The 25112-nt window shown below is 47.9% G+C and carries 22 protein-coding genes; 21 read left to right on the plus strand and 1 reads right to left on the minus strand.

Features of this window, described 5'->3' with window-relative positions; translation table 11 throughout:
* Positions 1–81 precede the first annotated feature (81 nt).
* Positions 82–1035, plus strand: a complete 954-nt coding sequence (locus tag AC6CIF_RS29810; protein WP_017691370.1) for a ribose-phosphate diphosphokinase — start codon at positions 82–84, stop codon at positions 1033–1035.
* Between the two features lie 290 nt (positions 1036–1325).
* Here the strand turns inward: AC6CIF_RS29810 and AC6CIF_RS29815 are convergent, their stop codons facing one another.
* The gene (locus AC6CIF_RS29815; protein WP_024633712.1) at positions 1326–1526 is read right to left on the minus strand and encodes a hypothetical protein; all 201 of its coding nucleotides are present in this window, start codon (positions 1524–1526) and stop codon (positions 1326–1328) included.
* Between the two features lie 139 nt (positions 1527–1665).
* On the opposite strand from AC6CIF_RS29815, the gene pth reads away from it, so the two are divergent.
* The 20 genes from pth (at position 1666) to nadA (ending at position 25079) form a co-directional block, all read left to right on the plus strand.
* Positions 1666–2226 (plus strand): aminoacyl-tRNA hydrolase, encoded by a 561-nt coding sequence (pth, locus tag AC6CIF_RS29820; RefSeq protein ID WP_036606126.1) that lies wholly within the window; start codon positions 1666–1668, stop codon positions 2224–2226.
* A 97-nt stretch (positions 2227–2323) separates the two neighbouring features.
* Positions 2324–2554: an anti-sigma-F factor Fin gene (gene fin, locus AC6CIF_RS29825; RefSeq protein ID WP_017691368.1), complete on the plus strand. Its 231-nt coding sequence runs from the start codon at positions 2324–2326 to the stop codon at positions 2552–2554.
* 272 nt (positions 2555–2826) lie between these two features.
* Positions 2827–6354, plus strand: coding sequence for a transcription-repair coupling factor (gene mfd, locus AC6CIF_RS29830; protein ID WP_498202552.1), 3528 nt, complete (start codon positions 2827–2829; stop codon positions 6352–6354).
* A complete protein-coding gene (locus tag AC6CIF_RS29835) occupies positions 6338–7498 on the plus strand; it encodes a peptidylprolyl isomerase (protein WP_498202553.1) in 1161 nt (386 codons plus the stop codon). Before mfd ends, AC6CIF_RS29835 begins: the two co-directional genes overlap by 17 nt.
* Before the next feature lie 309 nt (positions 7499–7807).
* Positions 7808–8350 (plus strand): stage V sporulation protein T, encoded by a 543-nt coding sequence (gene spoVT / locus AC6CIF_RS29840; protein WP_036606123.1) that lies wholly within the window; start codon positions 7808–7810, stop codon positions 8348–8350.
* 165 nt (positions 8351–8515) lie between these two features.
* On the plus strand, positions 8516–10264 hold the full coding sequence (locus AC6CIF_RS29845; RefSeq protein ID WP_498202554.1) for a putative polysaccharide biosynthesis protein: 1749 nt from the start codon (positions 8516–8518) through the stop codon (positions 10262–10264).
* 150 nt (positions 10265–10414) lie between these two features.
* Positions 10415–11908, plus strand: coding sequence for a bifunctional methyltransferase/pyrophosphohydrolase YabN (gene yabN, locus AC6CIF_RS29850; protein WP_498202555.1), 1494 nt, complete (start codon positions 10415–10417; stop codon positions 11906–11908).
* Positions 11909–12217: 309 nt separating this feature from the next.
* Positions 12218–12490 carry an HU family DNA-binding protein gene (locus AC6CIF_RS29855; protein ID WP_017691362.1) on the plus strand — a complete coding sequence of 91 codons (273 nt, stop codon included), beginning with the start codon at positions 12218–12220 and terminating at the stop codon, positions 12488–12490.
* Positions 12490–12768, plus strand: a complete 279-nt coding sequence (locus AC6CIF_RS29860) for an RNA-binding S4 domain-containing protein (RefSeq protein WP_017691361.1) — start codon at positions 12490–12492, stop codon at positions 12766–12768. Before AC6CIF_RS29855 ends, AC6CIF_RS29860 begins: the two co-directional genes overlap by 1 nt.
* 174 nt (positions 12769–12942) lie before the next feature.
* A complete protein-coding gene (gene yabP / locus AC6CIF_RS29865) occupies positions 12943–13227 on the plus strand; it encodes a sporulation protein YabP (protein ID WP_036606119.1) in 285 nt (94 codons plus the stop codon).
* Positions 13224–13793: a spore cortex biosynthesis protein YabQ gene (gene yabQ / locus AC6CIF_RS29870; RefSeq protein WP_498202556.1), complete on the plus strand. Its 570-nt coding sequence runs from the start codon at positions 13224–13226 to the stop codon at positions 13791–13793. The genes yabP and yabQ overlap by 4 nt, the downstream gene beginning before the upstream one ends.
* 11 nt (positions 13794–13804) lie before the next feature.
* Positions 13805–14140 carry an FtsB family cell division protein gene (locus tag AC6CIF_RS29875; RefSeq protein WP_498202557.1) on the plus strand — a complete coding sequence of 112 codons (336 nt, stop codon included), beginning with the start codon at positions 13805–13807 and terminating at the stop codon, positions 14138–14140.
* A 198-nt stretch (positions 14141–14338) separates the two neighbouring features.
* The gene (locus tag AC6CIF_RS29880) at positions 14339–14869 is read left to right on the plus strand and encodes a S1 domain-containing RNA-binding protein (protein WP_017691357.1); all 531 of its coding nucleotides are present in this window, start codon (positions 14339–14341) and stop codon (positions 14867–14869) included.
* 473 nt (positions 14870–15342) lie between these two features.
* Positions 15343–17850, plus strand: a complete 2508-nt coding sequence (gene spoIIE, locus AC6CIF_RS29885) for a stage II sporulation protein E (RefSeq protein WP_498202558.1) — start codon at positions 15343–15345, stop codon at positions 17848–17850.
* 85 nt (positions 17851–17935) lie between these two features.
* A complete protein-coding gene (locus tag AC6CIF_RS29890) occupies positions 17936–18688 on the plus strand; it encodes a VWA domain-containing protein (protein ID WP_076216755.1) in 753 nt (250 codons plus the stop codon).
* The gene (locus AC6CIF_RS29895; protein ID WP_036668459.1) at positions 18672–19619 is read left to right on the plus strand and encodes a serine/threonine protein kinase; all 948 of its coding nucleotides are present in this window, start codon (positions 18672–18674) and stop codon (positions 19617–19619) included. The genes AC6CIF_RS29890 and AC6CIF_RS29895 overlap by 17 nt, the downstream gene beginning before the upstream one ends.
* A gap of 44 nt (positions 19620–19663) precedes the next feature.
* Positions 19664–21103 carry a tRNA lysidine(34) synthetase TilS gene (tilS, locus tag AC6CIF_RS29900; protein ID WP_498202559.1) on the plus strand — a complete coding sequence of 480 codons (1440 nt, stop codon included), beginning with the start codon at positions 19664–19666 and terminating at the stop codon, positions 21101–21103.
* A gap of 52 nt (positions 21104–21155) precedes the next feature.
* Positions 21156–21695: a hypoxanthine phosphoribosyltransferase gene (gene hpt, locus AC6CIF_RS29905; protein WP_017691352.1), complete on the plus strand. Its 540-nt coding sequence runs from the start codon at positions 21156–21158 to the stop codon at positions 21693–21695.
* 100 nt (positions 21696–21795) lie between these two features.
* Complete coding sequence (ftsH, locus tag AC6CIF_RS29910) at positions 21796–23841, plus strand: ATP-dependent zinc metalloprotease FtsH (protein ID WP_036606115.1); 2046 nt, start codon at positions 21796–21798, stop codon at positions 23839–23841.
* Between the two features lie 299 nt (positions 23842–24140).
* Entirely contained in the window at positions 24141–25079 is a 939-nt protein-coding gene (gene nadA / locus AC6CIF_RS29915) for a quinolinate synthase NadA (RefSeq protein WP_036606114.1), read from the plus strand.
* The last annotated feature ends 33 nt before the right edge of the window (positions 25080–25112 follow it).

The following is a 25112-nucleotide window of genomic DNA, read 5'->3' on the forward strand; positions in this document are numbered from 1 at the left end:
GCCTCCCGAAGATCCGGGAGGTGCCGACATGTCGCAGACGCTTATTGATTCCAATGAACCAGCACGGAGGGTTTTTATTTTATGACTTATTTTGATTCGAAATTAAAAATATTTACTTGCAATTCTAACCCCAAGCTTGCCCATCAAATTGCTGATTATATCGGGATCCCTATGGGTGAATCTCACACAACCAGCTTTAGTGATGGCGAGATTCAAGTGAAACTCTCCGAGAGTGTTCGGGGCTGTCACGTTTACATCGTGCAGTCAACTTGCTTGCCGGTTAATGATAACCTGATGGAAATGCTCGTTATGATTGATGCACTCAAACGGGCATCTGCCAAGACGATTAACGTCGTTATTCCTTACTATGGCTATGCAAGACAGGATCGCAAGGCACGTTCACGTGACCCGATTACAGCGAAACTGGTTGCTAACCTGATTGAAAAAGCGGGTGCAACCCGTGTCATCGCGATGGACTTGCATGCAATGCAGATCCAGGGATTCTTCGACATTCCGGTCGACCATTTGCTCGGAGTGCCAATTCTGGCTCAATATTTCCGGTCGAAACAGATCGAAAATCCGGTTGTTGTGTCGCCTGACCACGGTGGCGTAGTGCGCGCACGTAAACTGGCTGACTTCCTGAATGCACCCCTGGCGATTATCGATAAACGTCGCCCTGAGCCAAATGTGAGCGAAGTGATGAACATTATCGGTAACATCGAAGGTAAAACAGCCATCCTGATCGATGACATTATTGACACGGCGGGAACGATTGTACTGGGAGCGAATGCTCTGATGGAAGGCGGCGTAAAAGAAGTATACGCGTGCTGTACTCACCCGGTATTGTCCGGACCTGCGATGGAACGTTTGGAGAATGCACCATTGAAGGAAGTCATCGTAACGGATACCATTCCAATTACGCATGCTAATCCGACAAGCAAACTCAAAGTGTTGTCTGTAGCGCCTTTGCTCGGAGAAGCGATTATCCGGGTTCATGAGGAATTGTCAATCAGCAAGCTGTTTGAAATTGAATAAGGATGTCTGCATAAAGTAGTAGAGGGGTTACGTTTTCCGGTTCAATGGAAAATGTAACCCCTGTCGGCGTGCCGTTTTATTAATAGTGAAACAGACGCTGGTCAGTCCATATAATTTGAACTACTAATTTACACAATAACGGAGAGGGCAGAAAAGATCTGAAGAAGTGAAGTTAAAAGCTTTCTGAAAGAAAGCTACTTCGGAAGCATATGCTTCGACTTAACAGCGATCGGAAGATGTTTCTGCACGCGCAGTGATCCAGTGTAAAATGGTTCGTTCATCTTATATGGTTAATACCCGGGGCGGGAGATAAATCGGAAACGACGCCGATGAAAAAGCGTATCGGCAATTTCGACGAATTGATTATCGAAACGTGTGATTAGACCAATCTCAATATGGGTGTCGCGGTCGTATACCTGTACAGGTACGTGATATTCGAGATGATAGATAAAATCGCTGTGTTGAGTCAGTTGTCCATTGTCTTCGCGCAAAACCCGCTCACCTTCCTGGGTCGATAAAATATTTACTGTGAACACTACAGTAAATCGATCTTTACTTTCTTGATATTATATGAAATATAAGATTCGAAGTCTATGCCTCACCTCAGGCTAATCCGAAGGAGGGAACAAGATGAAGTGGATTGTCGGACTTGGAAATCCAGGCTCGAACTATGCCAAAACCCGTCATAATATCGGTTTTATGGCACTGGATCGGTTGGCTGATCGTCATAATATCTCCATTACACAGAATAAATGTAAAGCGCTGATTGGAGAAGGCAATATTGGCGGTGTGAAAACTGTACTGATCAAACCAATGACCTATATGAACTTGTCTGGTGAATCGGTTCGAGCATATATGGATTTTTATAAAGTTAGTCTTGAAGATCTGATTGTTGTGTACGACGACATGGATACAGAGATTGGCAAAGTCAGATTGCGTTACCAAGGTAGTGCAGGCGGACACAATGGAATCAAGTCCATAATTCAGCATACCGGTACACAGCAGTTTAACCGCGTACGCATGGGAATATCCCGGCCTGAACCAGGACATGCCATTGTTGATTATGTACTGTCGACATTCATGAAGAAAGAAAAGGAAGCCCTGGATCAGACCATTGAGCAAACGTGTGATGCTCTGGAGCATAGCTTGACTCATACGTTTGAACAAACAATGGCGAAGTTTAACGGTTAATTTTGTAAAACATACTGGTAAAATGATCATAAAGACGGGTTCGATTTAGCCATACTGGACATACTGGATGTATAAACCATGTTCAGGAGGCATAAACATGTCAGTGAATTACGTATGTAGGCATTGCCGTACCTTTATTGGACGAATCGATTCTGCCCGGATAACGGAAGTAGAGCTCGGCTTTCATTTCTTGACCCCCGACGAGCGGAGGGATATAATAGCGTATAATTCCGGTGGTGACATTACCGTTCGGATTACATGTGATTACTGTAAGGAAGCCCTGGAGCACAATCCGGAGCTTAGCCTGCTCGCGAGTCCGCTTCAGTAGACATCGCCTGTACAGGATCGAATGACAGTTGAGGGCGGTTGCGTAATAACGCTCCACCTTTTATAGCCTTGGCAGCCTGCTGAGGCTTCTTTTCAGTTGGCATGAAAGCCATGACTAGCTCGAAATCAGGCTCAGCCGCATCAACAGATGTGGCAATGTTGCGAGTAATCCGATATGATGAAACAGGACAAAAAGGAATTTGTATCCATTTTAATAGTGATGTTACGCGTATGCGTGAGATAATCAAGTAAGTTATAAGAGAGGTGCCCCTTTTGTTACAAGCACTTATACAGGCTTTTTCCAAAGATCCGGACTTCGGGTCCATTACAGCCGGAATCAAGTCCGGCATGAAGGAACAATTGGTTTCGGGTCTATCCGGCTCGGCGCGTCAGATTATGCTGGCTGCTCTGCATCAGGAAATGAACCGACCATTGCTCGTAGTAACGCACAATATGTTTTCAGCTCAAAAAATTGCAGAAGATTTACAGGAAGCGCTTTCACCTGATCAGGTGTTGATCTATCCTGCCAACGAACTTGTCGCTGCTGAAGCTGCTGTTTCCAGCCCGGAAACATTGGGTCAGCGTATTGATGTGTTGGTCCGCTGCGCCCAGGGATTCAGGGGCGTTGTTGTTATTCCTTTTTCCGGGGTAAGACGTTATGTTCCGCTTCCGGAAGTGATGGCCAATGCTCGAATTTTGATTAAACAGGGCAACACACTTCAACTGGACTCCTTCTTGCTGGAGATGGTAAAGCTCGGATATGAGCGTGTGGAACGCGTGGAATCTCGTGGTGAGATGAGTGTACGCGGAGGTATCATCGACTTCTATCCGGTTACTTCATCGATCGCATATCGGGTGGAGTTATTTGATGATGAGATCGACTCCATTCGGACATTTGATCCAGCGGATCAGCGTTCAATTGAACGGATTGAAGAAATTACGGTTTTACCATGCAAGGAGTTAATTGCAGATCGTGAACGTATGGAAAAGGCTGCCGATGCGGCTGCTCTTTTGCTCGAACAACAGCTGGAGAAAATGACGGACCGGCAGGCGAAGCTGCGTCTTCGTGAGGAAATTCACCGGGAGATTGAGCTTTTGCGGGAGCACGTATATTTCTCTGAAATGTATAAATATATCTCTCCGCTCTATCCGGAGAACCAAACGATCTACGACTATATGCCGGAAGATACCCTGCTGGTTCTTGATGAGCCTGCGAGACTATCGGAGACATCAAAACAGCTCGACCGTGATGAATCGGAGTGGAACCTGCATTTGATGCAAAACGGAAAAACACTTCCGGATCTCCCATTATCCGCAGACGGTGATGAACTGTTGTATGAGCGTCCATTCCAGACGCTGTTTATGTCGATCTTTTTGCGTCAGGTTCCACATACCCAACCACAAAACATTCTGAACTTCATCAGTCGTGGCATGCAGGATTTCCATGGACAGATGAATGTACTGAAGGCAGAGATGGAGCGCTGGCAGAAGGCCGGAGTCCAAGTACTCATGCTGGCGAACGGTGAGGAGCGACTCGAGCGGATGCGCCGGGTACTGATGGACTATGATATTCCAGAGCCAGAGATGATGATCGGTAACTTGCAAACGGGATTTGAAATGCCGTCCATTCATTTGGCTGTTGTGACCGAAGGCGAGATGTTCTCGCAAAAACAGCGTAAAGTACGCAAACCAATTCGGAATGTAGACAATGCTGAACGGATCAAATCCTATAGCGAGCTAAAAGTGGGCGATTATGTCGTTCATCAGAACCACGGGATTGGTAAGTACCTTGGGATCGGCACCCTCGAGGTTGGCGGTATTCATAAGGACTACATGCATATTCTCTATGCGGGTGGAGACAAACTGTCTGTACCTATTGAACAGATCGATCTGATTCAGAAATATGTTGGTTCCGAAGAAAAAGAACCGAAAATATACAAGCTGGGCGGCAATGAGTGGACACGGGTTAAAAATAAAGTCCGCACATCCGTACAGGATATTGCTGATGATCTAATTAAGCTGTATGCAGAGCGTCAGACCTCCAAAGGGTTTGGATTCGACAAGGATTCTGCGGAGCAGCAGGAGTTTGAGGACATGTTCCCTTACGATGAGACACGTGATCAGGTGCGTGCGATCGAAGAAATCAAAAAGGACATGGAACAAAACCGTCCAATGGATCGTTTATTGTGTGGGGATGTTGGTTACGGCAAAACCGAGGTGGCTATTCGGGCTGCATTTAAAGCAGCTATTGAAGGCAAACAGGTGGCTGTACTCGTGCCAACAACCATTTTGGCACAGCAGCATTTTGAGACGTTCCGTGAGCGCTTCTCCGGTTATCCGTTCAACATTCATGTGCTTAGCCGGTTCCGCTCCCGTAAAGAGCAGAATGAAACAGCCAAAGGCATCAAGGCAGGCACAGTGGATATTGTCATAGGGACGCATCGATTGCTGTCGCAGGATCTGGTGTTCAAGGACCTGGGACTGCTCATTGTTGATGAAGAACAGCGCTTCGGTGTAACCCATAAGGAAAAACTGAAGAAGCTGAAAACCAATGTGGACGTGCTGACGCTGACGGCAACGCCGATACCGCGTACGCTTCATATGTCCATGCTGGGTGTGCGTGATTTGTCCGTTATCGAGACTCCACCAGAGAATCGTTTCCCGGTGCAGACCTATGTGGTTGAACACAGCCAGGCGCTTGTTCGTGAAGCGATTGAGCGTGAGCTTGCCCGTGGTGGGCAAGTGTATTACCTCTACAACCGTGTTCAGGGAATTCAGGAGATGGCTGCCGAAATTTCTGAACTTGTGCCTGAAGCCAAAGTTGGTGTGGGACATGGTCAGATGTCGGAAACAGAGCTGGAGAAAACGATTCTGGACTTCCTGGACGGTGAATATGACGTGCTTGTGAGCACAAGTATCATCGAGACCGGGGTAGATATTCCGAACGTAAACACACTGATCGTACATGATGCGGATAAAATGGGACTCTCCCAGCTGTATCAGCTGCGCGGACGTGTGGGGCGTTCCAACCGTATTGCGTATGCCTATTTTACGTACCAACGGGATAAAGTGCTTACTGAAGTTGCTGAGAAACGTCTGCAATCAATCAAAGAATTCACCGAACTGGGCTCGGGATTCAAAATCGCCATGCGGGACTTGTCGATTCGTGGTGCGGGAAATCTGCTAGGAGCGGAGCAGCATGGTTTCATCGCTTCCGTCGGGTTTGATCTGTATTCCCAGATGCTTGCGGAGGAGATCAACAAACGCAAAGTTACGATGCTTGGCGAGGAGCCGGTACCTTCAGACCAGTGGAACACAACCCTGGATCTCAGTATCGATGCCTACTTGCCGTCCGATTATATCTATGACAGTATTCAGAAGATTGAGATCTACAAAAAAGTGGCGGTCATTGCATCCTTCGACGATGCGATGGAGTTGGAAGACGAATTGGTTGACCGATTCGGTGATCTTCCGGAAGCCGTCATTAACTTACTGGCTGTTGCGCGGATGAAAGTATACGGCAAAATCTACGGTATTGAGTCCATTTCCCAACGCGGTGAGGACATTACCGTGAAGTTCTATGAAGGGCGTGAACATGCCTTTGAACTCTCGAAAATCGCGCACATTGGAAATCAGTTCGAAAGACGTGTACAATTTGAACAAGGACCCCATATGCTGATTCACGCTAAAGGCAAGGGGCTTGGGGATAAGCAACTGATGGAGCTGGTAGAGAAAATTCTGGAGTCCATGAAAACTGCTTTTAAATCAAAGGGGGAACTAAAGGATGTTACCAAAGTATAAAAAAGTAGGAAAAGTACTGTCTGTGAGCATGGTCGCAGTACTATCCTTATCACTGCTTGCTGCATGTGGCAAGAAGGAAGAAGCAAAAACACCTGAATCGACGGATACAAGTGCTGTAGTCGCTACGTATGATGGTGGTACCATTACAGCCAATGAATTCGACATGGAGCAACGTGTCATGAAATTCCTCTATCCGGAGTATGCACAAATGATGGATATGGACGATTTCAAAGAGTATCTGGTGAAACAGGAAGTTGCTTATGAATATCTGAGTGGCAAAGCAAGCGAAGATGCCAAAACAGCAGGTACCAAAGCGGCAACTGAGCAATTCGATAAAATGAAAGCTTCTGTTCAGGCAGATCAATGGACAGAAATGCTCAAAGCTCAGAACCTGACAGACGATAACATTAAAGACTACATGACTCGGATCATGACAGTAATCAAAGATAAAGAAACAGGCGTTACGGACGATGCAATCAAGGCTGAGTTTGAGAAAAACAAAGATCAGTTCACAACGGCTTCCGTTCGTCACGTGCTGATTAACTTCACAGATCCAAAAACGCAAAAAGAGCGTAAAAAAGAAGACGCACTTAAAATTGCAAAAGAAGTAAAAACCAAGTTGGATGGCGGAGCTGATTTTGCTGAAATTGCAAAAAAATATTCAGAAGATCCAGGTTCTGCTGAAAAGGGTGGACTGTATGAAAATACACCTGTAGGCAGCTGGGTAGAGGCATTTAAGGAAGCTGCAAAAACGTTGCCTCTGAACAAAATCAGTGATCCAGTAGAGACAGAGTACGGTTACCACGTCATGAAAGTGGAAGCTCGTACAGAAGCTGACTTTGCCAAATTGACGGCTGAACAAAAAGAAAGTCTGAAGAGCCAATTGGCTGCAGCTGAGATCGATACGTTCATGCAAAATGAATTGGACAAGATCGTAAAAGAAGTTAAGTTGCCAAAAACAGAAAAAGCTGAAGAAGGCACAACTGAAGGTACGACTGAAGGTACTACGGGTACAGGAACTGAAGGAGAGAAAACAACCGAACCAAAAACGGATGACTCCACAGGTACGGATACCAAGACTGACCAAGGTACGACTGGAACAGACAAAGATGCAACTACAGATGAAGGTACAAGCAGCAAGTAAGCTGGTAAAATTGCTGTGTTAGCATACGTTCAAGGTTAAATTCGCCGTAAATATGGACAACCATACAGAGAAGCAAGGGGAGGACTTAGGACCTCCTTCTTGCTTCTTCTTGTATATATTCAAGTCGTATGGGTACATGGTCGCCTTCTTCGAAAGTTACACAACTATATTCTCCGAAGCATGTATAAGGAAATGGGAACAGATGAATACTATGGTCAAGATATCACACTAAACGTTCTGGGACTTTCCTCTACCCATTAAGGAACAGTAGTTGAAAAATCTTCTCGAGAAAGTGGGGCAACATGTGAAATGAAAGCTACTGGTATTGTCCGCCGTATAGATGACCTTGGTCGTGTGGTCATTCCAAAAGAAATCCGCCGTACGTTACGTATTCGTGAAGGTGATCCACTGGAAATTTTCGTGGATCGTGATGGAGAAGTTATCCTAAAAAAATATTCGCCAATTGGCGAACTTGGTGATTTTGCCAAAGAATATGCAGAATCCCTGTATGAGAGTACAGGACATGTAACAATGATTTCTGACCGGGATACCATTATCACGGTGGCAGGCGGCTCCAAGAAAGAATATTTGGACAAGCAGGTGGGTCAACTGTTGGAAGGTTGTATGGAAAACAGAAAGACCATTTTGGAAACAAACAACGGTTCTTATGAGCTTAGCAAAGATCATGACGAGACGTTATCCTCTTTTGTTATTGCGCCGATTATTTCAGGTGGTGACCCCATCGGAACGGTTATCCTGTTCAATAAGGATGAATCGGTGAAGATGTCTCAGATGGAAGTGAAGATGTCTGAGACAGCTGCTGGTTTCCTTGGCAAGCAAATGGAACAATAGACCGCAGATCAACTCCTGGTGCCCTGTCTTGGGCATACGGGAGTTTTTGCATTTTAAGGGACAACGAAGTTAATCCTGATGATTGTGATGGGGAGGGTTAGTCTGTGTGCCTTCAGGCAGTTATAATAACAAGGTATGCTTAAAAGGATTACTCGGGAGGGACTTATGAAACAGCCGTCTACAGGCTCAAGGCTGCTACAGGGTGCATTTATACTTGGGCTTGCTGCCATTATCTCTAAAATCATTGGTGCTTTTCAGAAGATTCCGCTGCAGAATCTGGGGGGAGACGGTGTATTTGGCATCTACAATACGGTGTATCCGTTATATATGCTCATTATCACGCTTGCTGCTGCAGGGCTGCCGCTGGCCGTATCCAAATTCGTAGCAGAACAGAACGCACTCGGAAGACCAGACGAAAGCAGAAGAATTATTCGACTATCTTCCCTACTGCTCGGGGGAATTGGAATTATAATGGCGCTCTTGATGTATGCAGGCGCGCCGCTGATCGCTGACATGATTGGCAACCGTCATGTGGTTCCATCGATTCGTGCAGCTTCATGGGCTTTGTTGTTTGTACCGGTGATGACAGGGCTGCGTGGATATTTTCAGGGATTACAGCAGATGGTTCCAACAGCGGTATCACAAGTGGTGGAGCAGACGATACGTGTCACCGTCATGATTGTTCTGCTTCTGTGGTTGATGAGACGGGACGCTTCGCTTGAGACTATTGCCGCTGGCGCCATGATGGGCTCTGTCGCTGGTGGAATGGTTGGGCTGTTAACCATGTTAGGGTACATGGTCCGTCATCGGCGGAAAGGCAAGGAAGAGCGAATCGGGCAATTGGATTCGGAATGGAGCAGTAAAGGCGGGGAGGTTGGATCAGATCGTCATGAGCGTCAGGAGCATAGGCCGGTTACGCCGCAGAAGAAAACGGTGAGTGCTATTAATCCCGCTCTGGGAGAACGGTCACGATCCAACGGAGAATGGATCAGGACGTTGCTCATGTATGCCATTCCTGTCTGTCTCGGGTCGCTGGCCGTACCTCTGATGAATCTGGTGGACACCTTCACCGTACCCCGGTTGCTGCGGGGAGAAGGACTGGATGAGCTTCAGTCGATGGTTTCCTTCGGCATCTACAACCGTGGATTGCCGCTGGTTCAACTGGTGACGATGCTTGCCACGTCACTATCTGTGCTGTTTATTCCGGCGATGGCGGAAGCCCGGTTAAAGGGCGGGCCAGAAGCCGTCCGGCAGCAAGCAGGCCTCGCGCTGCGCTGGTTCTGGTTGATCGGCCTGGCGGCATCCGCGGGTCTCGCGGTGCTGGCGGAGCCGATTAACCGCATGCTTTACGGAGATGCCGCAGGCACCGAAGCACTGCGGTACATGGCGCTGACGGCTGCGGGCAGCACCGTCAGCATAATTGCGGCGGCGCTGCTGCAAGGCCTCGGCGCCGTGCGCGCACCCGCGTTCAGCATGCTGGCCGCCGCAGGCGTCAAGGCGCTGCTGAACGTCATGCTTGTGCCGGCGCTGGGCATCAGCGGCGCGGCGCTGGCAGGCGCAGTCGCCTACATGCTGGCGGCTGGCCTGAATGTGGCGCTGCTGGCGCGACTTGTCGCCCTGCGCCCTGCCCCTGGCGCCGTCCTGGCGAAGCCGGCGCTGGTGATCGCCGCCATGAGTCTGGCGGCGGTAGGCACGGCCTGGGCCGCCGAAGCGGTACTCGGCGGCATGGGTATCGCGGCCGACCGCCGGCTGGCCGCGATGGGCGTGAGCCTGCTGGGCATTGCCGCAGGCTCGGCCGTGTTCTTGCTGGCGGCGGCCCGGACAGGGTTACTGACCGCCGCGGAGCTGGCGGCTGTGCCCAAGTTGGGGCCTCGCCTTGCCAAGCTGCTGCGCAGACTGCGTGTACTGCGCTAGCTCCATGCTCACGGTGCTTCTATACCCAGCACAGCTAATATGCAATTATAGGATATCGAATGATTCTGGTATAATACGTGTAATTAGTCCTGTTCAGGCACGATGAATCAGTGAGCTTGCAACAGGATAGTCCGGATGGAGGTTTACGTAATGAGTGCAGCTTTAACCGTAGTGGGTCTTGGATCTGGAGATGCAGACCAACTGACCGTAGGTATTATCAAAAAAATGAAACATGCAGCTACGCTGTATGTACGCACCCTGGATCATCCCGTATTGAATGATCTGAAGCAAGAGGGACTAGAGATGACATCATTTGATGGCATCTATGAGGCGAAATCCTCCTTCCCCGAGGTGTATGATGAGATCGCGAATCAACTGATAGAGGCCGCTCGCAAGGGTGAGGCCGGAACGGAGATTGTGTATGCCGTACCCGGTCATCCGATGGTAGCAGAAGCAAGTGTACGCCTGCTCAAAGAACGTTGTCCGCAGATGGGTATCTCATTGCGTGTTATGGGCGGAGAGAGCTTCCTGGACGAAGCCTTTATACGGCTTGGATTCGACCCGATTGAAGGGTTTCAACTCCTGGATGCCAGCAGCCTGAACACGGAATTGGTACAACCACAGCTACATACATTGATTGGGCAAGTCTACGATGTCTTCACTGCTTCGGATGTGAAGCTATGCCTGATGGAGGTTTACCCGGATGATTATCCGGTATTTGTTGGTCACGCGTTGGGTGTACAGGGCCAGGAGGTCATTCACAAGATTCCATTGCACGAACTGGACCGGATCGAAGGGTATGGTAACCTGTCACTAATCTATGTGCCGAAGAACACCGATGATGCCCTGCGTCGCAGATCCTTTGCGCGTTTGCATGAGATCGTCAATATTCTTCGCAGTCCGGGTGGCTGTCCATGGGATCAGGAGCAGACACATCAGTCCATTCGCAAAAACCTGATTGAAGAGACCTATGAGGTCATTGAGACGATCGATGAGGATGACCCCGACCATATGAAAGAAGAGCTGGGTGATCTGCTGCTGCAGATTTTATTGCACTCCCAGATGGAAGAAGAAGTGGGCACATTTAATGTGTATGATGTCATCGAGGGTTTGAATGATAAGCTGATCTTCCGCCATCCACATGTGTTTGGAGATAATCAGGCAGAAGATGCGAATGAAGCTCTTCAGAACTGGGAACAGATGAAAGCAGAGGAGAAGAAGCGCAAAGGCCAGGATCAGCAGAAGGTTTCCGTGCTGGATGGTATACCGCGTGACTTGCCTGCATTGATGAAGGGATACAAGTTACAGAAGAAAGCAGCCAAAGTAGGCTTTGACTGGGATGATGTTGAAGGTGTGTTTGCCAAGATCGAGGAAGAACTGGCGGAGTTGAAAGAAGCGGTGCAACAAGGCCAGTCTGCGGAAGAACGGAAGCTTGAACTGGGGGATTTATTATTCGCAGCCGCGAACGTTGCAAGATTCATCGATACGGACCCGGAAGAGGCACTCGCTGCGACCAACCGCAAGTTCGTTGGGCGGTTCCATTTTATCGAGGAGCGTTTGCGTGAACAAGGAAGAACACCAGCAGATAGCAATGTAGAAGAGATGGAGCAATTGTGGCAGGATGCGAAGAAGGCAGGATTATAACGGGTTCAATTTTCTGGGAAAAGCTAGATAACTTTATTCCATTCATGCTATGCAGTGTGTTATGATAATACGAACATGTGTTCATCTGTGTAAACTGGTGTTGGTGTTTAGCGACAGATGGTTTCGGGTACTGGTCTTAGACTGTTGCCTGCGGACCCTCGACAAAAAGCTAAAAAAAGTCGCGGACCAAGGCAGGATTTCAGATACCAAGCCAGAATACATGTGTAGTGACCTAACGCGAATCAGCGGCAATCGATGTATTGTCAGGAATCGCAGATACTTTTTTTTCAATTTGGGAGGCTTTTAAAAATGAACAAAACAGATCTGATTAACAACATTTCAACCAAAAGTGGTTTGACTAAAAAAGACGTTGAGTCCGTATTGAACGGCTTTTTGGGAGAAATTACAGATGCACTTGCCAGCGGAGACAAAGTACAATTGATCGGCTTTGGCACTTTTGAGACCCGCAAACGTTCCGGTCGTACCGGACGTAACCCACAAACAGGGAATGAGATCGTGATTCCTGAGTCCACTGTTCCTGCATTCAAAGCAGGCAACAAACTTAAAGAAGCCGTAAAATAATGCGTCTTGATAAATTCCTGAAGGTCTCCCGGCTAATCAAACGCCGCACTGTGGCCAAGGACGTCTCTGAACAGGGACGTGTTCTGGTGAACGGACGTGAAGCTAAGCCCAGCGCCGCTGTCAAAGTGGGCGATGAGCTGACGGTTCAGTTCGGTCAGAAACTGGTCACTGTGAGGGTGGAACGAATTGCCGAGAGTACCAAGAAGGATGAGGCGAGCAGCCTCTACACCTTGGTGAAGGAAGAGCCGATCGCCAAGGATAACGGAATGAACTGGTAACAGTACATCTGGTATTAAATATTCATTCAATGCAAGTTGAATCGAAACGTCCTCCTGTAACAGGGAAGGGCGTTTTTGTTTTTTTACTGGATGCCGGTTTATTTGTTCAACAACGCTGGTTCTATTCCAACCTCCACATCCATAAGCTAGGTGTAAGAAGGAGGGGTACATGCCATGGTTGAGCACGGTAAGGCCAAACAGCATCATCTGAGCATGCAGAATCGGAAACTGCTGGATCTGACGGGTGTCTCCAACGTGGAGAGCTTCGACAGTGAGGAATTTTTGCTGCAGACTGAACTTGGGCATCTGACCATCCGGGGGCACAATTTACATATCAAAAACCTGAGCCTGGAGGAAGGTCTGTTATCCATTGAAGGCACAGTCAGTTCGCTCCAATATCTGGACCCCGGTTCCCAGTCCAAAAATGGTAAAGGCCTGTTTGGCAAGATGTTCCGATGAGTCCGGAAACTCAATGGATCACATTGATGTGGATGCTTACCTCGGGGGTCGTGATGGGAATGGCCTATGACAGTTACCGGGTACTGTCCGGACAGCTGCGGTTTCCGAGATGGAGTATTCACACGCTCGATCTGTTGTACTGGGTTGCTTCCGCGCTGTTCGTTTTTCGGATGCTATACGCCGGAAACCACGGACAGTTGCGGTTTTATGTCTTTTTGGGGCTGATTATAGGGGTTTGCTTCTATTTTTGGCTTTTAAGTGTTACAACCCAGCGTTTTGTGGTAATGTTAATTAAACTCGCAAGAACGCTGATTCATTGGTGTGGACATATCCTTAACATCCTAATCGTTATGCCGGCTAAAGGAATTTATAAGTTAATTCGCGTATTATTCGGTTTTGTAATTGCGATACTATTATTCCTGGGCAGGCTGGTGCTGCAGTGTTTGGTACCTTTCGGCAAGTTGTTCCGCTGGATGTTTAGGCCGCTCCTGAAACATTGGGTAACGCCACGCTTCATGATCCGTGTGGGTACAAGAATTGCAGCGATATGGAAACGCTGGTTTTAAGGAGGTCCGTAATGGGTAAAACACCTGTGGGCAGATCAAAGGTTCCAACTAACCAAGGAAAATCTGCCGGTGCAAAAAGGCGCCTCATGCTTTGGATGACGTTTATGATTGTATTTGTAATATGGGCAGGATATACATTCCTTGTGCAGACTGCACAAATTTCGGACAAGAGTTCTCATCTGGCCACTCAGCAAGCTTCAAAGGAAGATACATTGAAGAAGCTGGAACAGTTGAAGTACGAAGTCAGCCGGTTGAATGACCCTGAATACATAGGACAGCTGGCACGGAAAAAAGGATATTATCTTCCTGAGGAAACGCCGATCCAGGTTGAAGAGTCAGGGAACTGATGGAATTCGGTCCATTACCGAGCTAGGTTTGTTATCCGTGTGTCTGAAGCCGTTAAACCGGAAAAAATAGGCTCTCTGATGGGGTAGTGTTCAGTTGACCTTGGTTTACGGCATAAGGTATAATTACATTAGCGCAGCATTGATTTTGGCATTCAAAAAATCGGGTTGTATATTTTTAAGGGAGGATCATTTTATTCTATGGCAATTGAAGTGGGCACCAAGTTAGAGGGCAAGGTGACAGGAATCACGCATTTTGGAGCATTTGTGGATCTGTCAGGAGGTGTCACGGGTCTCGTTCACATCTCGGAAATCGCCGACAATTACGTCAAAGATGTCAACGACCACCTGAAGCTGAATGACCTCGTTACAGTCAAGGTTATCAACGTTGACAAGGATGGCAAGATCGGACTTTCCATTAAGCAAGCTGTTGACAAACCGGTTGAGCAACAAACCCAATCTAGACCCCCGAGAGCTCCTAGACCGGAACGCAGTGGAGGAGATCGCGAACGATTCAGCGGCGGAGGCCCAAGTGGTGGCCAAGGTCGTGGTGGTGGCGGCGGTGGATTTAACCGTGGTGACCGCGGAGGCCGTTCTTTCAAGCCCGCAGCAGGCAAACCTTCATTTGAGGATAAAATGTCACGCTTCCTGAAAGATAGTGAAGAGCGGATCTCTTCGCTTAAGAAGAACACAGAAGGCAAACGCGGAGGCCGTGGGGCCAAGCGTGTGTAATCTGTCACAACCTGATCTAAACATATAAGTAAAACCGTTAGCCCATGGGCTAGCGGTTTTTTTGCGTTTCTATCACAGATAAGGAGTTGAATAGCTTTTTTTGTAAGGTGGAGCTCCATATCCCCGGTTTTTCTGCACGGCAAAATGAAACCATAAGAACATTTGTCGTCTACCATTTTTTACCGACAGGTTTCCGTGGCATTCCACAGTTATCCTGCTCAAATGATGGCGAGACCAAACCATCTTCGGTTCAAAATCAGACATTCCAATTGTCGGAATCAAGTAGGAGAAGGAATGAAACCACAATAAGGCCGGGGGTTTCGCTCCACCGCGCCAGGCTTGTTTCTTTTGTCGTAAACTTTTTGGACCCTGCCCACCTATTCTGACAAACTACGTCTTCTAATCTATCTATAATCAGAACCATCGAGAACGAAACACGAAAATTCAAATTAATCGAATGGGGTGCCTTGAGGATGATGGAAAAGTGGAATGTCATTCAATTTCCGGGAATGAAAGCAGGTAAAGGAGGTACGGAAGCTCGGGAGGAGCTGTCGGTACGTCTGAAACAATGGCTTGGCTCCCGCAAGGCTGTCCAGATGGTTGCTTCCCGCAAATGGGTACTGCTGCTTACGTTTATGGGGTTCCTGCTCGGTAAGGCAATGATCCTGAATGAGTTATCTCCCTTTGCCATTGCTTACTTCGCCGTAATTGCTTTCATGCGCAGGGATTACATCATTCCGGTAGGCGCTGCACTTCTCGCAGGCAGTCTCTTTGCACCGTTTCCGGTACCACTCATTGTTGCATCGGAGATCGCCATCTTTTATCTGCTCTTCCGTGGACTGGAATCTTATGATCGTGCTGAATTATCTTATGCACCAACGATGGTGTTTACGACTACATTTATGGTCAAATTATTCGCGGTTGTGATCGGGCCATCCTTCAGCTGGTACGCGATGTTGATGCTCACGATGGATTCCGTACTAAGTTTCGTGCTCACCCTTGTTTTTATACAAGCCATACCGATCTTCACCTACCGCAAAAAAAAGTTCAGCCTAAAGAACGAGGAGATCCTCTGCCTGATCATATTGCTCGCTTCCGTTATGACGGGAGCCGTAGGGTGGACCATTCAGTCCTTATCCGTCGAGCATATGCTCTCCCGTTATCTCATATTAATCTTTGCGCTGGTGGGCGGAGCCCCCCTCGGAGCCTCAGTTGGGGTCATTACCGGCTTGATTCTGAGTTTGGCTGACATGTCAGCGGTATATCAGATGAGCCTGCTTGCTTTTGCCGGGATGCTGGCGGGTATGCTTCGAGAGGGTAAACGTGCGGCAGTTGCACTGGGTATGCTGCTGGGTTCATCCATTCTATCCATATATCTGGGCGGACCGGGAGACGTTATGAACTCGTTATGGGAGACGTGTGCAGCTATCGTACTATTCATGTTGACACCTAAAAGCCTGATGACGGCGATATCCAAGTATGTGCCAGGTACGCAGGATCATACGAAATCCCAGCATGAGTATGCCAAACGGATACGGGATATCACGGCAGAACGGGTAACCCGGTTCTCACAGGTATTCCATCAATTGTCACGTAGCTTTGATCAGATGTCCGGTGCAGGGGAGCAGGTACAGAAAGAAGGTGGAATGGACCATTTCATGAATGCGGTTGCCGAGGGCACATGTGCAAGCTGCTTCAAGCGTACACAATGCTGGGATGCAAAGTTTATTCAAACCTACAAATATATGACGGACGTGATGAGTACGATTGAAGGAAACCCGGAGATCTCAGGCAAGCAGATTCCAGTCGACTGGAACAGGGTGTGTGCGAAACCGGAAGAGGTCCTTGAAGTCATGCGTGCCCAGTATGGACTGCATCAACATAACATGCAATGGAAGCGTCAAATTATCGATAGCCGGCAGCTGGTTGCAGAGCAATTGTCCGGTGTATCTCAGGTTATGGAGGACCTGGCCAAAGAAATTCAGCGGGAAAGTGATGAGATGGTACAGCAGGAGGAGCAGATTCGGGACGCACTGGAGTCACTGGGCTTGTCCATTCACTCCATTGAGATCATCAATCTGGAAGCGGGCAATGTAGAGATTGAGATTGTACATGCATATACACGTGGATTCGATGAGTGCCGGAAAATGATTGCTCCGCTGATCTCGGATGTACTGGACGAGCATATTGCCGTCTTGCATGAGACCATGACCGATCCTCGTCAGGGACTGGCAACTGTCACGTTTGGTTCGGCCAAAACGTTCGAGGTAACCACGGGTGTTGCTGCCGCCGCAAAAGGGGGAGATGTGATGTCAGGCGACAGCTTCAGTACGGTTGAGTTAGGCAATGGTACATTCGCGGTGGCGCTCAGTGATGGAATGGGCAATGGAGAACGGGCACGCATGGAGAGCAGCGCGGCGCTGAACATACTGGAACAGTTGCTACAGTCCGGCATGGACGAGAAACTGGCGATCAAATCCGTGAACTCCGTTCTGATGCTGCGCTCCCCTGAAGAGATGTATGCAACAGTGGATATGGCGCTGATCGATGAATATACGGCAGAGACCACGTTTATGAAAATCGGATCGACGCCAAGTTTTATCAAACGAGGACAGGAGGTTATTCAGGTTTCAGCCAGCAATTTGCCAATCGGTATTATTAAAGATATTGAAGTGGATCTGGTGACGGTACAGCTTCAGCCGGGGGATATCCTCATTATGATGACGGATGGCATCTATGATGCACCGGGGTATGCGGTGAACAAAGAGTTATGGATGAAACGGCTCATTCAAGAGATTGATACAGAGGATCCGCAAGATTTGGCCGATTGCCTGCTTGAAAGTGTCATAAGATATCAGCAGCATGAGATATTGGATGATATGACCGTTGTTGTTGGAAAAGTAGAGCATTTCCGCCCTGAATGGGCCACACTGCGTGTGCCTGGCATCAACCGGATGGAGCGTCCACGGACCGTCAGTTAATTGCATATTCTTCTGTTTGAAGTCTCTTCATTCTGGCAATGCTAGTCATAGAGTTGGAGAGTAACGAATAACGGAGGGATATCGGATGAAGCAAATCTTATTGATCACCGACGGTTGTTCCAATGTGGGACCAAGTCCAGTGCTGGCAGCGGCCGAAGCACAGGAAGAGGGGATTACGGTTAATGTGGTTGGCGTGATTGATTATGGAACCATTGGTGAGTTGGGCAGCCGGGAGATTGAGGATATTGCCAGAGCCGGAGGTGGAATCAGCCAAATTGTAGGTACACGGCAGCTTGCCCATACGATGCAGATGATGACAAGGAAAACGGTGGTTCAGACCATTCAGCAGGCGGTTAATAGAGAGTTAACACAAATTTTGGGAGAGAAGGAGCCCAAAACGGTAACGGATCTGGAGCCTTCACAACGCGCCCGGGTCGTGGAAGTGATGGATGATATGGCTGAAACTACAGCGTTACAGGTGATATTGCTGATTGACGTCAGTGCCAGCATGAAACCCAAATTGGCTGCGGTAGAAGAAGGCATTCGTGATTTAATGTTAAGTTTGCAGGCACGTATAGGTCAGAGCAAGCTTTCCGTATTTCATTTTCCGGGACGACACAGTGGAGAAGATGCGGTAATGGATATTGACTGGACAACGGATCCAGGCCGTGTTCGGTCCTTGTTTGGAAGGTTGCAGATGAAGGGTGCAACGCCGACAGGTCCTGCAATTCAGAAGGTGATTGATTTTTACCGTTATGGTACACTGGAGAAACAGCAGGAAATAGAAGGGAACTATCGCATTGAAAGAGAAGGGATGCTCGGTGACAACGTTGTCTGACGCCTCTTTCCCGCCAGGAACAGTGGTTACAGGGAAATGGAATCGCAGTCGTTACACGATTCGGAAACTACTGGGCAAAGGAGCTAATGGCATCGTTTTTCTTGTCCAACGGGGTGAAAATGGTAAACACTACGCGCTAAAAATGGGATTTGATCCGGTTGATCTGCAATCGGAAGTTAATGTACTCAAATCCTTTCAACTACAGCGTAATCATGAGGCCCTTCGGCAGAGCGGAATTCCTTCCTATCTTAAAGATGTGGATGATTATGCCGTTCGTGGCCGGGATATTCCCTTTTATGTGATGCGTTACGTTAGAGGTGAGGCACTTCATCACTTCATTCGGCGTCAGGGAACAGACTGGACACTTCTGGTGGGACTTAGACTCTTGCAGAAGCTGGCACAATTGCATCAGGCGGGATGGGTGTTTGGTGATCTCAAACCTCAGAATGTGTTGGTATCCGACTATGGGCAGGTGGAATTGATCGACTACGGCGGAGTTACGTCGATTGGTCGAAGCGTCAAACAGTTCACCGAATGGTATGATCGAGGCTTCTGGAATGCAGGCAGCCGTACGGCAGATGGTACCTATGATGTATTTGCATTTGCATTATTATTGATTCATGTACTTGAAGCAGACGCGCTCAAGGCACTGGCGGCCGAAGGATTACCGCAACTGCGAAGTGTGAATCAGCTCGTAGCGCTGGTGGAGCGCAGTGAGCGACTGGGTCCTTTTCGCAATTGGACGACTCAGGCATTACGAGGTCAGTTTCGTGATGCAGGTCATGCGGCACAAGGGTGGAAGGAAATGATGGCACGCCCCACGCCTCTCCGCCGTCGTTCCAAAAGTACAACACCGCGCTGGCTTAAGAACGCATTCGCTGTATCTGTGATATTACTTATTGGAGTGCTCATCTATGCACTACTTTTCTGATCTGTGAGAGTGCATATACATAACGCAAGGAATGAGGAACAGGTATGGAGGCTTTACGCTGGAACATGCTGGTGAAGAACGTGCTGGATGCAGCGGAAGAGCATCAGTTATGGGTTCCCGAGGATCGGATTGTCGTCGCAGTATCGGGCGGGCCGGACTCGGTAGCTTTTTTGCATATCATGCACGAGATCAGCAAGCGGCATATGCCACTTGAATTGATCTGTGCCCACGTGCATCATGGCTTCCGGAGTGAATCTGATGATGAAGCGGAGAAAATGATGGAACTGGCACAGCAGCTTGGTATTACATTTGAATGGACCAAGGCCGATGTACCTTCATATATGGAGCTGACGGGTCAAGGACCACAGGAAGCAGCCCGCAACAAGCGATATGCCTTTTTGCACGAAGTGGCTTCCAAATATAATGCGGCAAGCATCGCTTTGGCACATCATGCGGATGATCAGGCGGAGACGGTCATGCTTCATTTGCTTCGTGGAACCGGCTTGTCGGGACTCTCAGGAATGAAGTTTAAAAGACGAGAAAAAAATGTGGAACTTATTCGTCCATGCCTTCGTATAAACAAGACAGACCTTGTAGAAGCTTGTAATACCCAGGGTTTTATGTATTTCAATGATGAGAGCAACGCCCTGCGTAAATATCGGCGTAATGCCATTCGCTTGGATGTGCTTCCTTTTTTGGGGCAGTATAATGGACAACTCACGCCGTCATTGAATCGGCTTGCCGAAATTGTGGGTGATGAAGACGATTTCATGGAGCAGAGTGCATATGACACATACAGGTGTCTAGTGCAGGTGAACGGCGGAAGGCAAACCTTTGAGGTGCCTTCCTTCTTGAAGTTACATGTCGCTTTACAACGAAGGTTGATTAAACTAATATTGAATTATCTGCCTTTGGACAGTGATTTTGTCGACTTTACCCGTATAGAAACCATTCGACACAAGGTCATGGAGACCCATGTGACGACCTGGAGCCTGGATATAGGACAGACACTCGCCTGCACTCGGGAGTATAATCTGATTTCTTTTGGCATACGGACGGACGTACAGGATCAATCTTACGAGTATCGTCTTGCGCAATGGAGTGGAACTTATGAGCTTTCACTCACCCCAATTAACCGGTATATTCGGTTGATGACGGTGAGTCCCGAGGACTATCATGTACCGGAATCGGCGGATCAAGCCGCGTTTGATGCGGATCAACTGCTTATGCCGCTGGTTGTGCGTTCACGGTTACCTGGAGATACCATGAAAGTGATGGGATTAAACGGAAGCAAAAAGGTGAAAAATATTTTCATCGATGAGAAAATCCCCCCATCTGTCCGTCCACGTATTCCTGTGGTATGTGATGGAGCAGGTCATATCATCTGGTTACCGGGTGTTCGACGGTCCAATGTGGCTCCTGTCAGGGAGGGCACTTCCGCAATCCTGTACATGACTGTAGGCGATTCAGCGATTCAGGGGTAGTGGTTATGGTTCAGGTAAGGCTTTCATAGTATAACTTAGGAGGTTCGCACAGTTGCAGAACGACATTCAGGAAGTATTGATCAGTGAAGAAGAAATTCAGAGTAAAGTCAAGGAATTAGGCGCAACACTAAGTGCCGAATATGCAAATCGCAATCCTTTGGTCATTTGTGTGCTCAAGGGTGCGTTTATATTTATGGCTGATTTGGTTAAAAACATAACGGTACCTGTTGAAATGGATTTTATGGCAGTATCCAGTTACGGCGCTTCCACCAAGTCATCAGGTGTTGTCAAAATCATTAAGGATCTGGATGTATCCGTTGAAGGACGGGAAGTTCTGATTGTCGAAGATATTATCGACAGCGGACTTACACTCAGCTATCTGATTGAACTGCTAGAAAACCGCGGTGCCGAGTCGGTGCGAGTGGTTACGCTGTTCGACAAGCCTTCAGGCCGTAAAGTTGAGTTGGAAGCTCATTACACAGGCTTTGACATTCCTGACGCGTTCATCGTTGGTTACGGTTTGGATTTTGCGGAGAAGTACCGGAACCTGCCCTATATCGGGATTTTGAAGCCGGAAGTCTATAGTAGCTAATATCCTGCCCGACCCAAGCCTTGAGCTGTTCTTGGCTTCTGTTGAGAAGCCATGTCGGGCTATGTTAAAATAATTAAAGTGTCTCGAGAGGAGGTAGGGGATGAATCGGTTCATCCGGAATTCTGGTTTTTATTTGATTCTTTTTTTAGTTGTGGTGGGGATAGTCCAGTTCGTCAGCAATGGCGGCGAAGCCACCGATAATCCTAGATATGATCAGTTGCGTGCAGCGATCAAAGCCAACAATGTCTCTGAATTGACGGTTCAATTCAACGGTCAAACGTATCTCGTGACCGGTCAATACAAGAAGGCACCTGATGGCGCCAAATCAGAAAATTTCTCAACGTATATTCCTCCTACGGATGAGGCAATTAGTGAGCTTGTAGCTGCAAGTGAAACTAACAATTTCCAATATCATCAGGAGCCAATGAAAGGTGACAGCATCTGGTTGACGTTGCTGACTTCCTTTATTCCTTTGATCATTATGTTCCTGCTGTTCTTCTTCCTGTTTAATCAGGCTCAAGGCGGCGGCGGTAAAGTAATGAACTTTGGTAAAAGCCGTGCTCGTCTCTACAACGAAGAGAAGAAGCGGGTTACATTTGAAGATGTTGCGGGTGCTGACGAAGAGAAACAGGAACTTGTTGAGGTTGTAGACTTCCTCAAGGACCCTCGTAAATTCGCAGCAGTAGGTGCGCGGATTCCTAAGGGCGTATTGCTCGTAGGGCCTCCAGGTACCGGTAAAACATTGCTCGCTCGTGCCGTAGCCGGTGAAGCGGGTGTACCATTCTTCACAATTTCAGGTTCCGACTTCGTGGAAATGTTTGTCGGTGTCGGTGCATCACGTGTACGTGATTTGTTTGAAAATGCGAAGAAAAATGCCCCATGTATCATCTTTATCGATGAGATTGATGCTGTAGGACGTCAGCGTGGTGCTGGTCTCGGTGGTGGTCACGATGAACGTGAACAGACACTCAACCAGTTGCTCGTTGAGATGGACGGATTCGGAGTTAACGAAGGTATTATCATCATAGCTGCAACGAACCGTGCAGATATTTTGGACCCTGCCTTGCTGCGTCCTGGACGTTTTGACCGTCAAATTACGGTTGACCGCCCTGATGTAAGAGGTCGTGAAGCTGTCCTGAAAGTACATTCCCGTAATAAACCACTGACCAAAGATGTGAAGATGGATATTATCGCGAAGCGTACAACAGGTTTCTCTGGTGCGGATTTGGAGAATCTCTTGAACGAAGCGGCATTGCTTGCAGCGCGTCGTAACCGTAAAGATATTTCCATGAAGGAAGTTGACGAAGCGATTGACCGTGTCATCGTTGGTACGGAGAAGAAAAGCCGTGTCATCAGTGATCGCGAGAAACGAATCGTTGCTTATCACGAAGCAGGTCATACCATTGTAGGATACTTCCTCGAACATGCTGATATGGTACATAAAGTGACCATTATTCCGCGCGGACGTGCGGGTGGATATGTAATCATGTTGCCAAAAGAAGACCGTATGCTGGTTACCAAGCAGGAATTGCTGGATAAAGTAACCGGACTTCTCGGGGGTCGTGTAGCTGAAGAATTGTTCATCGGAGAAATTGGTACTGGTGCATACAGTGACTTCCAGCAAGCGACAGGTATTGTTCGCAGCATGGTTATGGAATACGGTATGAGTGAGAAATTGGGACCTATGCAATTCGGAAGTTCACAAGGACAGGTATTCCTTGGTCGGGATATCGGTCATGAACAGAATTACTCGGATTCCATTGCTTACGAGATTGATCAGGAAATGCAACGCTTTATCAATGATTGTTATGAGAAGTGTAAGGACTTGCTTGTTAAACATTCAAAAGAGATGCACCTGATCGCTCAAACTTTGCTTGAGGTTGAGACTTTGGAAATGGATCAGATCAAGCAATTGATCGAAACAGGTTCTTTGACTCCAAAAGCAGAGAATGACAATGATGGTGAAGGCACACCAACTGAAGGCGGAGAGCCAATCATCGACACCATCGGTGATGTGCGTGTTCGTATTCAAGGTAAAGATGAAACGCCTGAGCCACCAGCCGGAGATATTCCAAACGAAGCTCCGAATCTGGAAAAGGGTAATAACAATAACCCGGATGATGGCGGAACGAAGCCAACGTCTTAATGCATAATACATCTGGCTATGATAGCAGGTGAAATCAAGAGAGCCCTCGAGGCTCTCTTTTTTTATCCATTATTTTAAAAGAGGATAGATAAAGATAAACGGGAGTTAGATGGCGAACCAGTTAGCAAACAGGTGGTTACAGCGCTGTCCCGGGCCTTTTTCATTTATTGACAGAGTCGTGAACGTTGTGTAAATTAGTTGTTAAACCGCTTGTGATTCGTTTCTCAAGCGAAGATAACGACTTAGGTTAGCCCACGAAACAGCGCATGACGCTGTCCCGATAAAGGAGAGGATCACAGGTGGAAGCTCTGGCTTTAGAGCGCAAGGCTGAGATGAACCGCGAGCTGCGTGAGCGGCTTATGGTGTTGAAAAAGGAACGTAATGCCATTATTCTTGCCCATTATTATCAACGTGACGAAGTACAGGAGGTTGCCGACTTCCGTGGAGATTCATTTCTGTTAGCCCAGAAGGCAGCACAGACAGATGCGGATGTGATCGTTTTCTGTGGTGTTCATTTTATGGGTGAAAGCGCTAAAATTCTTGCGCCAAATAAAACAGTTATTATCCCGGACGAACGTGCGGGCTGCCCAATGGCAGATATGGTGAATGTGGATGGACTACGCAAATTGAAAGCACAACATCCTAATGCCAAGGTGGTTACGTATATCAATTCCTCGGCTGAGATCAAAGCAGAGACTGACATCTGTTGTACATCAGCGAACGCAGTCCGGGTTATTCAATCGGTGGATTCCGACGAAATTATCTGGGTACCGGATAAAAACCTGGGACATTATGTGCAGCAGCATACAGACAAGAAAATGATTATATGGGAAGGTTACTGCAACACTCACGATATGCTTACAGTCAAAGATGTGGTGGAGATGAGAGCCAAGCATCCCAATGCGGAGTTTGTTGTCCATCCAGAGTGTCGCCCTGAGGTTGTAGAAATGGGTGATTTTGTAGGCAGCACAACAGCTATTCTGGAGTATTGCAAAAATTCATCAGCGAAGGAATTTATCGTAGGTACCGAAGATGGTACAGGATATCAGCTTCGTCTGGATAGTCCGGATAAACAGTTCCACTTTGCTACCAAGTTCCTCGTATGTCCCAACATGAAGGTGAACAACTTGAAGAAACTGGTGAAATGCCTGGAAACGATGAAGCCGCAAATCTACGTGCCACCGGCCGTTGCCGACAAAGCCAGAGAATCGCTAGAGCGCATGTTGTTGGTAAAGTAGGATGCGCTACTCTTGCTCCAAGACAGGTGAATA

The organism is Paenibacillus sp. GQ49 (genome assembly GCF_059759055.1).